This window comes from Pseudomonas fluorescens (genome assembly GCF_902497875.1).
Taxonomy (GTDB): Bacteria; Pseudomonadota; Gammaproteobacteria; order Pseudomonadales; family Pseudomonadaceae; genus Aquipseudomonas; species Aquipseudomonas fluorescens_BR.
The window spans coordinates 278,772-292,705 of sequence record NZ_CABVHY010000001.1 but is presented as its reverse complement, the minus strand read 5'-3'; the positions used below and the strand labels follow the sequence as shown (position 1 = coordinate 292,705).

The window sequence follows — 13,934 nt, the reverse complement described above, 5'->3', positions numbered from 1 at the left end:
CCCATGAAGAACCGCGTCCAAAAAACACCCCCTCTGCTCCTGGGCATCGCCATACTCCAGACGCCGCTCTCGGCACTGGCTGCCGGGGGTTTCATCGAGGGCTCCAGCGCGACACTGCAGGCTCGTAATTACTACTTCAGCCGAGATTTCTCTGACATCGTTGGCCCCAACCAACAGTCCAAAGCCCAGGAGTGGGGCCAAGGCTTTATCCTCAACGTCAAATCCGGTTATACCCCGGGTGTCGTGGGTTTCGGCGTGGACGCCATTGGCCTGCTGGGTCTCAAGCTGGACAGTAGCCCGGATCGCGTCAAAACCGGCTTACTGCCAGTGCACGGCGATGGCAAGGCCGCCGACGAATACAGCCGCCTGGGCCTGGCATTTAAGGCTAAGTTGTCGAACAGCGAGTTGAAGATCGGTGAACTGCAACCCAACCTTCCCGTGCTGACCTTCAGCGATACCCGCCTGCTCCCGCCCTCCTATCAAGGCGCCAGCCTAGTCTCCAATGAGATCGACGGGCTGACGTTACAGGCCGGTCAACTGCATTCCACCAGTTTGCGCGATGAGGCAGGCGACGAAAAAATGCAGGCCATGGTCGGTTCCGTCGTGAAACGCCAAGCCAGCGCTGACCACTTCAACTACGCAGGTGCCGATTATGCATTCAATGATAAGCGCACCAGTGCTGGCGCCTGGTACGCCCAACTGGAAGACCTCTACAACCAGCGTTTCTTTAGCCTCAAGCACAGCCAGCCTTTGGGTGACTGGACGCTAGGCGCCAGCATCGGTTACTACGACTCCAGCGCTGACGGCAAGAAACTGATAGGCGAAGTGGACAACCAGGCACTCCACTCTCTTCTATCGGCCAAGTACGGTGGGCACACCGTCTCACTGGGTTATCAGGCCATGTTCGGTGATCAAGGCTTCGCCCGGGTATTCGCCAACGTCAGCCCTCTGAGCAACGAGGTGATGACCTACGCGTTCGACTCCATCGACGAGCGCTCCATGCAGGCGCGCTACGATTACAACTTCGCCGCGCTGGGTATTCCGGGCCTGACCACCATGGTGCGTTACGTCAAGGGTGACAACGTAACGACTGTCGGCGGCTTTGAAGGCCAAGAGTGGGAGCGCGATCTGGACATTGGCTATGTCATCCAGAGCGGCCCTCTGAAAAACCTCGGGATCCTGGCTCGCAATGCCACCGCGCGCTCCAACTACCGCTCCGACGTCAATGAGAATCGCCTGATCCTCAATTACACCCTGGCCCTGTTCTAAGAAACTGTGACGCGCCTCCTCATCACGGATGAGGCGCGTTGCTGACAGCTACATCCGTGTTTTACAAGACCTTAGCGGACCCACAAGCCATGAACAAAAATTTGCGCTTCAGCCATAAAATCCTGCTTGCCGCCGCCCTCATCGTCATTGCCGCCCTTGCCTCGTTCACGCTGTACAACGACTACTTTCAGCGCAATGCGATCCGCCAGAACCTGGACAATTACCTGCATGAGACGGGCAACGTTGCCGCCAACAACATTCAAATCTGGTTGACCGGACGCATTCTGCTGATCGAAAACCTCGCCCAGAACATCGCCCTCAACTCCGAACAATCCAACGCAGCCAGGTTGCTCGAGCAAAAAGCCTTGAGCTCCACCTTCTTGTCTTCATTCCTGGGCGACGCCAGCGGCAGTTTCATTATCCGCCCTGACGCGAAAATGCCTGACGACTTCGACCCACGCGCTCGCCCCTGGTACAAGAGCGCTGAAAACAACGCCAGCAGCACCCTGACTGAACCCTATGTCGAAGCAGCGACACACCAGACGGTTATCACCATTGCCAGCGCGTCGAAAAAAGCCGGGCAAAGCGTTGGCGTGGCCGGCGGCGCCCTGAGCCTGCAAACCCTGATTGACAACCTCAACGCGCTGAACTTCGGCGGCATGGGCTATGCCTTCCTGGTCAATGCCGACGGCAAGATCCTGGTGCACCCGGACAAATCACTGGTGATGAAGTCACTGAGCGAGGCGTATCCGCAAAACACCCCGCGGATCAGCGGCGACTTCAGTGAAGTCGAAGTCGACGGTATGACGCGCATCATCACCTTCACCCACATCAAGGGGCTGCCGTCGGTCAACTGGTACATCGGCCTGTCCGTGGACAAGGACCAGGCGTTCTCGATGCTCAACGACTTCCGCGCCTCGGCGATCATTGCCACCCTCATTGCGGTGGTGATCATCATCGCCTTGCTCGGCATGCTGATTCGTTTTCTGATCCAGCCGTTGCACGTGATGACCCGCGCCATGCAGGACATCGCTGATGGCGAAGGTGACCTGACCCGTCGCCTGAGCATCCAGAGCCAGGACGAGTTCGGCATTCTCGGCAATGCCTTCAACCGTTTCGTCGAACGTATTCACGGCTCGATCCGCGAAGTGTCGTCGGCCACCGAGCACGTCAACGAAGTCGCACTGCGCGTGGTCAGTGCGTCGAACTCATCGATGCTCAACAGCGACGAACAATCGAGCCGGACCAGCAGCGTTGCGGCCGCGATCAATCAGCTGGGCGCTGCCACCCAGGAAATTGCCCGCAACGCAGCGCACGCTTCGCACCAGGCCAGCGATGCCCGCCACCTCGCCGAGGACGGTCAGCAGGTGGTGGATCGCAGTATCGCGTCGATGAACCAACTCTCGAGCCTGCTCAGCGTCTCCAGTACCCACATCGAATCGCTCAACAGCAAGACCGTGAACATCGGGAAGATTCTCGAAGTGATCACCAGCATCTCCCAGCAGACCAACCTGCTGGCCCTCAACGCGGCCATCGAAGCGGCCCGCGCCGGCGAGGCCGGTCGAGGTTTCGCGGTGGTGGCCGATGAAGTGCGCAACCTGGCGCACCGGACCCAGGAGTCGGCGCAACAAGTGCAGACCATGATCGAGGAGCTGCAAGTGGGCGCCCGCGAATCGGTCAGCACCATGGGTGAAAGCCAGCGTCACAGCCAGGACAGCGTGGAGATTGCCAACCTCGCCGGCCAGCGCCTGAGCAGCGTGACCCTGCGCATCGGCGAAATCGACGGCATGAACCAGTCGGTGGCCACCGCCACCGAAGAGCAAACCGCCGTGGTCGACTCGATCAACATGGACATCACCGAAATCAACACACTGAATCAGGAAGGCGTGGAAAACCTTCAGTCGACCTTGCGTGCCTGTTCAGACCTTGAGCAACAGGCCGCGCGCCTGAAGCAATTGGTTGGCAGTTTCCGGATCTAAGCCTCACTGCGGTGGCCTGTGTGGCGAGGGGGGCTTGCCCCAATGCCAGTCAGTTAAGGCGATAAAGTTTTCAAAGTTTCACAGGTCGAATGTGGGAGCAATTGTCTTGAACATACTGTTCGTCACCTCCATTCGGTGTCGCCTGATCTGCCGCCATCGCGGGCAAGCCACGCTCCCACATTAGATCTTCAGCAAACACAGCATTTGTGTACGGCTGCGATCCAGTGTGGGAGCAAGCCCGCTCCCACATAAGATTTTCATTGCATCGAGTACGTGTTCGCTTAGCTGACTGGCGATGTGCTGGAGGAAGTAGCCGCTACGCCTCCATTTTCTCCTGCAGGCCGCCCACCACTGGAGAGTGGGTCGCCTCACACGCTTGGTGAATGGTGGTTTTGCGGTACTTCAGCATCCCGCCACCGCGTTTATTGAGGTAGGCCGTGATTTCGCCAACAATGGCCAAGGCCACGCTCGCCGGGGTATCGCCCCCCAGGTCCAACCCTATCGGATAGTGAAGCCTGGGCAGGACTTCTGGCGAACAGGCCAATGCGCCCATCTCATCGAGCAATCGTTCTGTTCGTTCTCGAGGCCCCAACTGCCCGACATAAGCGGGTGAACAGTGCAAAACGTTTTGCAGCCAATGCCGATCCTGTCGATAGCTGTGGGTCATGACCACCACCGCGGCACCGTCGACAGCGCCGGATAAGTTAAAAGGCTCGTCGATGGGCGCCACAAGGACCTGGTTTGCTCCGGGGAACCGCTCCGGGCGAGCAAAATGCGCACGCCCGTCCACCACCGTTACATGCCAGTTCAGATCCCTGGCGAACCGCACCAAAGGCTGGGCGTCATGACCCGCGCCAAAGATCACCAATTGGCGCTGTGGCGCGATGTATTCGAGAAAGACCTCGACTTCATCGGCACCGCTTTGGTAAATCATCAGCGAAGACTTCTTACGCTCAAGGGTACTGTGCAAATCGCCACGCAGGGTGTGTTCAAGTGCCTGGCAGTACATCCCCTCGCACGGGTTCATGGAGGAGGTCAGGCCCATCCGGGCGCCGATTCGCACCCGGGATTTTCGCCCCGCCGCGATGACGGTCGCCAGGGCTGCCGGTTGACCGCTGGCCTTTACCCGTTGCAGTACATCGAGCAACAGACTCTTCTTGCCGGTTGCATGGCGCTCCAGGAGTACATGCACGGTACCGTTGCAGCCCAGGCCAAAGGTCAGCGCCGCGTCCTCATCATCGGCGTCCTCCTCTTCCTGGGCCGCCGTGCTGTAACGACGAACCACTGCCTCACCGGACTCGGTTAACCACCAGGCCTTTTTGGCCAATTCCTGTTCCAGGCAACCGCCACTGATGGTTCCGACGGTCGAGCCATAGAGTGGAATCAGCATCCTCGCGCCAGGACGCCGATAGGCCGAGCCCTCGACCTTGACGACCGTGGCCAGAACAGCGTCGGTCTTTGCACTGTCGGCTTGGTCCAATGCATCGAGCAAGGAGTACAAATCAGACATGGTCACTCTCCCAAGTCATGTTCAGTTGATTTCCGCGCCATCGTCTTCAAGGGATCGGCCCCACGTTTCAGGGGCAAAACCCGGGTTACCGGCCTGCGAAACCGCAGCAGGGGTCGCATTGTTCATCGGCCGAACCAGCCTTTGATGCGATTCCAGATGATGCTCATCCCCAGGGCAAAGACATTCAATTTGGCCGGTTGCGTCGACGGTTTCGCATTGGGATCCATCCGCCGTTCCACATTGCGACCGAAGTCGAGAATCATCCGGGCCACGAAGTCCTTCACCAGGCCAGAGCGCGAGAATTGCGCCAACGGCCCTTGCAGCGAGTAGAGCATTTCCACTTCGACGAGCGTGGCCCCAGCGTTATCGGACAACACCCGGTAGGTGATCTCGCCATTGGCACGCGATTGACTGATGGTGTCTTGACCACCGCCCTTGAGCATGCCAGAACGCTGTTCTTCATTACGCGTCAAGCGTGCCGCACCCGCGAACTTGGCAGCCATCGGACCAAACTTGATGGCAATAAAGCCCTTGACTCGCTCGCCGTCGTTTTCTTCGAGATTGGCACCGGGAAGGCAGCCGGCAACGGCTTCCAGATCGGCCATGAAAGCCCAGACCTGCGTTGGCGGATAAGCCACACTGAAGCGCCCATCCATCCGGGTTCCGCCCTTGATTCCAGCAGGCGCACGCTCGCTCGAGGGTTCTGGCGCAGGGCTGGCGGAAGGCTCGACAGCCGGTGTCTGCGCGCTGTGCTCTGCGGTAAAAGAAGCAAAGGACCCACCACTGGCTGGCATCGCAACGCCATGACCCGCCAGGGCCTGTGCACGTGCGGATTCAATCACTGGATCCGGCTGTTCACGTAGCTGCACAAGGACACTGCGAATAGCCGCGACGATGCCCATGTAGCCCGTACAACGACAGATGTTGCCTGACAGCTCGACACGAATTTGATGCTCATCGGCCTCAGGCAAGCGCAGCACGATGTCTCGCGCAGTGGTCAACATACCCGGTGTGCAATAACCACATTGCAAGGCATGGTGCTCAGAGAAAGCCTCACGCAGGAGCGCCATCACCGGGTCTTGCTCAAAGCCCTCGACAGTCGTCACCTGCCGGCCTTCACAGGCCACCGCGAACGTCGTGCACGAACGTACCGGCTGGCCGTCAAGCAACACGGTGCAGGCACCACACACGCCATGCTCGCAGCCCAGGTGAGTGCCGGTAAATCGACCTTCCTCGCGAACGAAGTCGCCCAAGTGCATTCTCGGCGCAACCTCACGCTCGAGCAGATTACCGTTGACGTTGATACGTACAGAAGTCATACCCGAGGTTCCTTGAATATCGAATCGAGACACCGGCGCAGGGCGGTGAGGCTTTGTTGTCGGTCTACTGCGTCCTTACCGGGTGTCACGCTTGCCACCGCTTTTACCAGCGCGGCAGGTTCAAGTGCTGCCGCCCCCAGACGGGCGACCGCTACCGATAACTCCCCAAGCAATAAAGGTGGGCCATCAAGCGCGCCGAGAACGATCCTGGCCAGGCCACGATCCGGGTCGAACACCGCCGAGCAACTGGCTTCGGCGAACTCACCGGTTTTTCGGCAAAGCTTGTGATAGCCCCAGGCTGCACGTGGCCCCAGACGTGGAATGCGCAGCCCGGTAATCAGCTCATCTTCTGCCAGCACAGTGGTATAAGCACCGAGCATGAACTCGGCCATGCTCAATCGACGTTTTCCTCGAACACTGCGCAATTCCACTTCGGCGCCCAGGGTGAAAGCCACCAACACCCAGTCAGCCGCCGGGTCCGCATGGGCCAGGCTGCCACCGATCGTTCCGCGGTTGCGAATAGCCCTGTAGGCGATTTGTGGAGCGACTTCGGCGAGCAAGGTTCCACGCAGTGCGGCGAACACGCCATCTTCAATCTGCGAGTGGGTAATTGCGCCGCCGACCAGCAGCCACTCTCCGTCCTCGTTCACCTGTTGCATCTCGGTGAACCCGCTGACATCCACCACCTTGTTCGGACGCGCCAGCCGCAGGTTGAGCATGGGGCCCAGCGACTGACTGCCGCCCATGACCTTGACGATACCGGCGGACTGATCGGCCAGTGCTTCCAGCCCGGCCGACAGGGTCGCGGGGCGTAGATAGTCGAACGCAACTGCTTTCATGCGGCCACCTCCTGCTTGTTGTTTTCTGCCCGGGCGTTGGCCAGCGCCTGTAGCAGCCGACGCGGAGTCAATGGGGTTTCGGCGACCTCAACGCCAAGATCCGCAAGGGCATCATTGACCGCATTGAAGATGGCTGCGGGCGGGGCGATGGCACCGCCCTCCCCCATGCCTTTGGCACCAAATTCGGTATGGGGCGATGGCGTCTCCATGTGGTGAATCCGCAAGTTCGGCACTTCGGTCGGGCCGGGCAAAATGTAATCCGCCAGGGTCGAAGCCAATGGCTGACCGTTGACGTCATAGGGCGTTTCTTCGTACATGGCAGTGCCGATACCCTGGGCGATCCCGCCATAGGTCTGCCCCTCGACCAACATCGGGTTGATCATCGTGCCGCAATCCTCGACCACCACGTAGTCAAGGATCTCGATCTCACCACTCTCGGTGTCGACCGCAACCAGTACCGCATGGGTAGCGTAGGAAAAGGCTCCGGTATCAACGGCTGGCTTGAATCCCGTGGTGACTTCCAGCCCGGCTGGGTTGACGTCAGCCGGTAGCGTATGAGGCCTGATGTACCAGGCCGCACCCACGTCATCCAGCGACACCGAGGCTTGATCACACACCACCCTGCCGCCTTGCAACTTGACCTCTGAATCGGGAACACCCAGCAAAAAGGCGCCGATATGGGTCAAGCGCGGCAACAACTCGCGGCAGGCGCGGGCGATTGCTCCGCCCGCCATGACCATCGACCGCGACGCATAGGTACCGGTAGAGAATGGTGTCTGACCCGTATCGCCATGCAGCACCTTGATCCTGGCAATATCGATCCCCAGCACCTCGTGGGCCACCTGGGCGAAGCTCGTTTCCATGCCCTGACCGTGGGAATGCACGCCAACCCGCACTTCAAGACCGCCGTCCGGCGTCATACGCACAGTCGCCTGCTCGTGACCGGGTATGACCGGAGTACCCCAGGTCGCGAACACCGAAGTACCGTGGGCTGACTGCTCGGTATAGGTCGCGTAGCCAAGACCGATGCGGCGACCGTCCGCTTCACCCAGACGCTGGCGCTCACGAATCGCCGACGCACCGATCAGCTCGGCAGCCTTGCGCAGGCTGGCCGGATAGTCACCGCTATCGAGATGCTTGTTGGCGACGTTAATGAAGGGCATTTGCTCAGGACGAACCAGGTTGTCCAGGCGTACATCCAGAGGATCGCGCCCGACGGCTCGAGCCAGCGCATCCATGGTCAGCTCCATGGCGAAGCAGACACCGGTGCGAGCCACCCCGCGGTAAGGGACAAAGCCTGGTTTGTTGGTTGCCACGCATTCGGTGACACAGCGGTAACCCTGAAAAGCATAGGGCCCTGGCAAATTGCCAACCGCCTGGCCCGGCTCCAGACCGATGGTGAACGGCCAGACCGAATAGGCACCGCCATCGATGACGATTTTGGCATCGAGCGCCAACACCCGCCCCTGAGCATCCGCATGAGCGGTCATGACATATTCATGCTCGCGACTATTGGCCCCCGCCGTGAGGTGCTCCCGGCGATCTTCGATAAAACGGAACGGCTGCTTGTAAGTCATGGCCAGCCAGGCGATGCAGAGCTCTTCCTGCTGCAGCACGCATTTGTAGCCAAAGGCACCGCCGACATCCGGCGAGATGACCCGCACCTGCCCCTGATCCAGCTTCAGACACTGGGCCAGGATGGTGCGAATCATGTGCGGCACCTGGGTGGCGGTGACGACCACCAGTTGGTCCAGGCTGTGATCCCAGTAAGCCAGAACTGCTTTGCCTTCCATCGGCACCATGCATTGACGTGCCAGCTTCATTCGACGCGTGACCGTCACGCTGGCCGCCGCCGCACGCTCAGTGAATTCCTTGTCGGCATTCAAGGTGACGAAACGGTTGTCGCGCCAGTTGTCATGGATGAAGTCACCTGTAGCGGCGACGCTGCTGGCAGCGTCGGCATACACCGGCAGGTCTTCGTAATCGACCATCACCTGCTCGACCAGATCTTCGGCCTCGGCACGGGTCGCCGCGCAGGTCATCACCACCGGCTCACCGACGAAACGCACCTTGCCACTGGCCAGGGGCGGCTGGACAGAGGGTTGATACGTGGGGAGCGTCGAGTCGGCCACGATGTCGCTGGCACTGTTCATGTCAGCGCGCACGAATGCCCGACCCTTCAAGGCTGGCGGCACGTCTATCGAGGTGATCAGGGCATGGGCCAGAGGGCTGCGTAGAAAGGCAACTTCTTGAAGCCCTGGCATGTGGTAGTCGGCAACAAACTTGCCCCGACCGTGCAGGTGCCGTTCATCTTCCTTGCGCCGGACTCGGGCGCCAACACCCTGACCCGATTTTCCAGGGTACTCATTAGCTTCGCTCATACCTTACGGACTCCTGAGTTACCGATTTGCAACCGGTCGGCATGCGCCATTTGATGACAGGGGCACTGACACTCGGCACCCAGATTTTTCAGGAAACGGCGAAGCTGCATGATCAGTGTCCTTTAAGGCTTAAGGCTGTTTTTATAATTTCGTCAGCTAACGTATGAATTTAATCAGTACACTTACATAATAATCATCCCTTCAGCCACGTCAACGACTAGCCGCTAAAAATTCACAGCCGCACGCTTTCTTCCTTTCATGGGCTCAATGCGAATGCCGATCCTGCGCTCAAATCATTTGACATATTCGTCAGTACACTGAATATTATTTGTGGGCATACTGACAAAGGGCAACCTAATGAACTGGATAAAAATAACAACGGTGGACGTCCTTCAGGACGACCAGGTAATGGCCTTCAAACTACCCGAAGCGCATCTGGCGCTGTATCGCTGCGATGGGGAGTTTTTTGCAACAGACAACATCTGTACCCACCAGCATGCCTTGCTCTCGGAGGGCTATCTGGAGGACGGCTGCATCGAATGCCCGCTGCATCAGGCGACATTCGATGTGCGTACCGGCGCGGCCCAATGCGCGCCCGCCACCGAGCCCCTGAAGACCTACGCCGTAAAGGTCGAAGGTGACGCCGTACTCGTGAACCTGGGTTAACGCCATGACCATTGAACGCATTCTTATCGTCGGTGCCGGCCAATGCGGCGCCATGGCCGCCGCCTCATTGCGTCAGCGTGGTTTCAGCGGACGGATTGTGCTGGTTGGCCGAGAGCCTCATCCGCCCTACGAGCGCCCGCCTTTGTCCAAATCGGTGCTGACAGAGTCCACGCAAACGGTCAGCGGCTTGCACAAAACCGACTTTTATCGCGAGCATGAAATCGAACTGCACTTGGGGACCGCCGTCCAGTCATTGGACCCACTCAAGCGTACGGCTTTGTTGGACGATGGTACCGTGATCGAGTGGGATCGCTGCCTGTTGGCGACCGGTGGACAGGCACGCATCCTGGAAAAATTCCCGCGGACAATGGCCAATGTTCATTATCTGAGAACGGCCGACGACGCCTTCAAACTGCGCCAAACCCTCCAGGAGTCTCAAGGTCGCCTGTTAATCGTTGGCGCCGGCTTCCTTGGCCTGGAGGTCGCCTCTACAGCACGTTCTCTGGGCGTCGAAGTGACTCAGCTGGAAGCCGGAGAGCATCTGCTCAAACGGGCACTGCCCAGCGATATCTCGATCTGGTTGGCGGCACGTGCGCGTCACTACGGCGTGGACTTGCGCCTGGCCACCAGCATCGACCAGCAGCACCCCGGCGAGCCAGGCGTCTACCGCTTGAGCGACGGTACAGATGTCACGGCAAGCACTATTCTGGTCGCCGCCGGCATGCAACCCGAGACCACGCTGGCCAAAGCTATTGGCCTGGCATTGGCCGACGACGGCGGCATCATCGTCGACCCTCAATGCGCCACCAGCATCGCCGGCATTTATGCCGCGGGTGACTGTGCCACCCAGAGGGTCAATCACTGCGGTCAACCCATGCGCCTTGAGTCCTGGCAGTACGCCAACGAGCAGGCACGCATCGCTGCAGCCGCCATGCTCGGTGAGGACGACAGCCCCACCCCGCTGCCCTGGTTCTGGAGCGATCAATTCGATTGCAACCTGCAGATGCTCGGGCTTCCCGAACCCGGCCTGACCTATGTCCAACGCACCCTGAGCACGACTCCCGAGACCCCGAAATGGGTGAGCTTCGGTCTGCGCAACGGTCAACTCAGGCATGTGGTGTGCGCCAACGCCGGCGGCGAATTGCGCCCGCTCAGGAGCCTCATGGAGGCTGGCGTCGCGTGCTCGGCACACGCACTGGCAGACATCAACCAGCCGCTACGCCAGCTGGAAAAACAATTCAGGGCCTCGATACAGCCCACCTCTTCAGCCCCCTCTCAGGAGCCGCTCCATGTATAACTCGCAAGATGTCATTGCCCGCACCGGGGGCAACAAGGACTTGGCCCTGGCCGATTGCAAGTGGCCCAACGATGACCTTCACTACATCCCCGACTGGGTCTACACCAGCCATGCCGTCTATGATCGTGAAGTCGAACGAATCTTCCACGGCCGCACCTGGAACTTTGTCGCACTGGAAGCCGAGCTCCCCAACACCGGGGACTACAAACGCTCCTTTGTTGGCCCTACCCCAGTGGTGGTTTCCCGTGCAGAGGACGGCTCGGTCAATGTCTTCGAAAACCGTTGCGCGCATCGCGGTGCGGAGTTCTGCCGACACAGTCAAGGCAACGTCAAAGAGTTTGTCTGCCCATACCACCAGTGGTCCTACGACCTCAAGGGCAACCTGCAGGGCGTGCCCTTCAAGCGTGGCGTGAATCGCCTGGGCGGCATGCCCAAGGACTTTCGCAACGAAGACCACGGCCTGAAAAAGCTCCACGTCACCACCTGGAACGGTGTCGTCTTCGCGTCCTACCACGCCGATGTCGAACCCATCGAAGAATACCTGACCCCGGAAATCATCGAAGATATGGGCAAGGTCTTCGATGGCCGCAAACTCAAAGTGCTCGGTTACTACCGCAATGAGTTGCCGTGCAACTGGAAGATGTACCACGAAAACCTCAAGGACCCTTACCACGCCACCTTGCTGCATTCCTTTCTGGTGGTCTTCGGTCTGTTGGTGGCAGGCAACAAGTCCGCGATGATTGCCGACCCGGTTCACGGTCGTCACGGCACTATGGCCTCGGCCAAGAGTGAAGATAAGTACGCGGAAGTCAGCGATGCCAACAAGGCAGAAATGCGCTCCTACCATGAAGGCATGCGCCTGCTCGACGAGCGCTTCCTCGACTACATCAAGGAAACCGACTCGCCATGGTCGGTGACCATGCAGACCATCTGGCCGAACCTGATCGTACAGCGTGAAATGAACACCCTGGGCGTACGGCAGATCGTCCCCAACGGCCCGAACAGCATGATCATGCAATGGACCATGTTCGGTTATGAAGGCGACACCGAGGAAATGACCCAACATCGATTGCGCCAAGGCAACCTGATGGGCCCTGCCGGATTCCTTGGGCTGGAAGACAATGAAGCGATGAAATACGTCCAGGAAGGCCTACGCCGCTCCAGCAGTGACTTCAACATCCTCAAACTTGACCACGGCCAGGTGGGTACCACCAACTCCCTTATTTCAGAAGCCGCGATCCGCGCCCTTTACCGCCACTACCGCGAAATCATGGAGCTGTAATGAACGCCTTTGCCAACGAACTGAACCGCCCCTATCCGCTTTACCGCCCCTGCCGGCTCGACCGGGCAACGGCCCTGCGTCTGCGACTGGAGATCGAGACTTTCAATGCCGACTACTGCGCCGTGCTGGACGACGGCCTGATCGAGCAGTGGCCGGATTTCTTCACCCGTGATGCCCTGTACCGGGTGACCTCAAGGGAAAACGCCGACCTGAACATGCCCGTCGGCCTGATCTACGCCCAGGGCCGCAACATGATGCATGACCGCGCGGTGGCCATCTCTCGCACGCAAATGTTCGCCCCACGCTACAACCTGCACCTGATCAGCAATACCCGCGTGATCGATGAGTCGAGCGACGGCATTATCACAGCCCAGGCCAACTTCATGCTGCTGCAGACACTGGTGGAAGGCCCGACAACGACTCATATGGCCGGCACCTATCACGACCGCTTCCAGCGAGTCGACGGCGTGCTGCTACTGCTGGAGCGCCAGGTTATCTATGACAGCACGCTGATCGCCAACGATCTGGTGTTTCCACTGTAGGGAAAACGTGTGTAGGAGCAGCCGGGCGGCGTTCCGTTTGCTCGCGAAAAACTCGAGGGCCCCGCGTTCATCCCGGCAGCCCTCGTCATCGTTAACGTCCATCGCTGTGAAGGAGCGAGCTTGCTCGCGAAAAACTCAAGGGCGCCGCGTTTACCCAGGCAGCCCTCGTCATCGTTAACGTCCTTCGTCGGAACGCCGCCCGGAGCAAGCTCGCTCCTACATGTTCCCGAGTCAGCCTCTGATCAAAGCCCGCGCAATACCGTTCGACTGTACTGGTTGTTGGATTCCACCAGTGTGGCCAACAAGCCCATGAACTGTTTCTTCTGGGCCGGGCGCAAGGGCTGGAGCATCCGCTCCTGGGCCCTGGCCATGCTTTCATGCATGAGTACCACAGCGTCTTTACCCTGTTGGGTAAGAAAGACGTTGCGCGTGCGCCGGTCATGGGGATCCGGCTGACGATAAAGCAGCTCGTGGGTTTCAAGACGCTTGACCACATCAGCGGTATTGGTCCGATCAAGTCCGACCTCCTGGGCCAGCGCTGTCTGGTCCAGCCCGGGCATGACCGAAAGGGTCGTGAGAATGGCATATTGAACGGGGGTGATATTCATCCCTTTGCATTCTTCGAAGAACAATGCGACATGAATCTGATGCAGGCGGCGTACGAGAAACCCCGGGCGCCCCCAAAGAAGCTCTTTGGCCGGATCGTCCAGTTCAGAGTCGGGTGTCGCGCTACCAAGGGCTGTCATGTATTTTCCTAGTGATAAATGGCGCTAAGCATAACCGTACCATGGGTTCCCTGGCACGGTCACGTTGCTAGCAGGGTCTGTCATCGAGCCATGTGCACACGGCA

11 protein-coding genes and 1 pseudogene are annotated in these 13,934 nt (G+C 59.3%); 7 read left to right on the top strand and 5 right to left on the bottom strand.

Going from position 1 to position 13,934, the window contains the following annotated elements; genetic code table 11:
* Positions 1–3: 3 nt before the first annotated feature.
* The 3 genes and pseudogenes from F8N85_RS01330 (at position 4) to F8N85_RS35660 (ending at position 3,248) form a co-directional block, all read left to right on the top strand.
* Positions 4–1,269 (top strand): OprD family porin, encoded by a 1,266-nt coding sequence (locus F8N85_RS01330; RefSeq protein WP_150801888.1) that lies wholly within the window; start codon positions 4–6, stop codon positions 1,267–1,269.
* Between the two features lie 89 nt (positions 1,270–1,358).
* Positions 1,359–2,390: pseudogene (locus F8N85_RS35665) on the top strand (cache domain-containing protein); the annotation flags it as partial.
* A 93-nt stretch (positions 2,391–2,483) separates the two neighbouring features.
* A complete protein-coding gene (locus tag F8N85_RS35660; RefSeq protein WP_412072470.1) occupies positions 2,484–3,248 on the top strand; it encodes a methyl-accepting chemotaxis protein in 765 nt (254 codons plus the stop codon).
* Between the two features lie 316 nt (positions 3,249–3,564).
* On the opposite strand, the gene F8N85_RS01320 is transcribed toward F8N85_RS35660, so the two are convergent.
* The 4 genes from F8N85_RS01320 to F8N85_RS01305 all read right to left on the bottom strand — a co-directional run bounded on the left by F8N85_RS01320 (position 3,565) and on the right by F8N85_RS01305 (position 9,297).
* Positions 3,565–4,758 carry an XdhC family protein gene (locus F8N85_RS01320; RefSeq protein ID WP_150801886.1) on the bottom strand — a complete coding sequence of 398 codons (1,194 nt, stop codon included), beginning with the start codon at positions 4,756–4,758 and terminating at the stop codon, positions 3,565–3,567.
* 122 nt (positions 4,759–4,880) lie between these two features.
* Positions 4,881–6,077: a xanthine dehydrogenase family Fe-S subunit gene (locus F8N85_RS01315; RefSeq protein ID WP_150801885.1), complete on the bottom strand. Its 1,197-nt coding sequence runs from the start codon at positions 6,075–6,077 to the stop codon at positions 4,881–4,883.
* A complete protein-coding gene (locus F8N85_RS01310; protein ID WP_150801884.1) occupies positions 6,074–6,916 on the bottom strand; it encodes an FAD binding domain-containing protein in 843 nt (280 codons plus the stop codon). The genes F8N85_RS01315 and F8N85_RS01310 overlap by 4 nt, the downstream gene beginning before the upstream one ends.
* Positions 6,913–9,297: a xanthine dehydrogenase family protein molybdopterin-binding subunit gene (locus F8N85_RS01305; protein ID WP_150801883.1), complete on the bottom strand. Its 2,385-nt coding sequence runs from the start codon at positions 9,295–9,297 to the stop codon at positions 6,913–6,915. The genes F8N85_RS01310 and F8N85_RS01305 overlap by 4 nt, the downstream gene beginning before the upstream one ends.
* A 357-nt stretch (positions 9,298–9,654) precedes the next feature.
* Between F8N85_RS01305 and F8N85_RS01300 the strand changes: the two genes are divergently transcribed.
* The 4 genes from F8N85_RS01300 to F8N85_RS01285 are packed head-to-tail and all read left to right on the top strand — an operon-like array spanning position 9,655 to position 13,084.
* Positions 9,655–9,963: a non-heme iron oxygenase ferredoxin subunit gene (locus tag F8N85_RS01300; protein WP_150801882.1), complete on the top strand. Its 309-nt coding sequence runs from the start codon at positions 9,655–9,657 to the stop codon at positions 9,961–9,963.
* A 4-nt stretch (positions 9,964–9,967) separates the two neighbouring features.
* The gene (locus F8N85_RS01295; protein ID WP_150801881.1) at positions 9,968–11,260 is read left to right on the top strand and encodes an NAD(P)/FAD-dependent oxidoreductase; all 1,293 of its coding nucleotides are present in this window, start codon (positions 9,968–9,970) and stop codon (positions 11,258–11,260) included.
* A complete protein-coding gene (locus F8N85_RS01290; protein WP_150801880.1) occupies positions 11,253–12,542 on the top strand; it encodes an aromatic ring-hydroxylating dioxygenase subunit alpha in 1,290 nt (429 codons plus the stop codon). Before F8N85_RS01295 ends, F8N85_RS01290 begins: the two co-directional genes overlap by 8 nt.
* On the top strand, positions 12,542–13,084 hold the full coding sequence (locus F8N85_RS01285) for an aromatic-ring-hydroxylating dioxygenase subunit beta (protein ID WP_150801879.1): 543 nt from the start codon (positions 12,542–12,544) through the stop codon (positions 13,082–13,084). The genes F8N85_RS01290 and F8N85_RS01285 overlap by 1 nt, the downstream gene beginning before the upstream one ends.
* 242 nt (positions 13,085–13,326) lie before the next feature.
* On the opposite strand, the gene F8N85_RS01280 is transcribed toward F8N85_RS01285, so the two are convergent.
* Positions 13,327–13,830: a MarR family winged helix-turn-helix transcriptional regulator gene (locus tag F8N85_RS01280; protein ID WP_150801878.1), complete on the bottom strand. Its 504-nt coding sequence runs from the start codon at positions 13,828–13,830 to the stop codon at positions 13,327–13,329.
* Between the last annotated feature and the right edge of the window lie 104 nt (positions 13,831–13,934).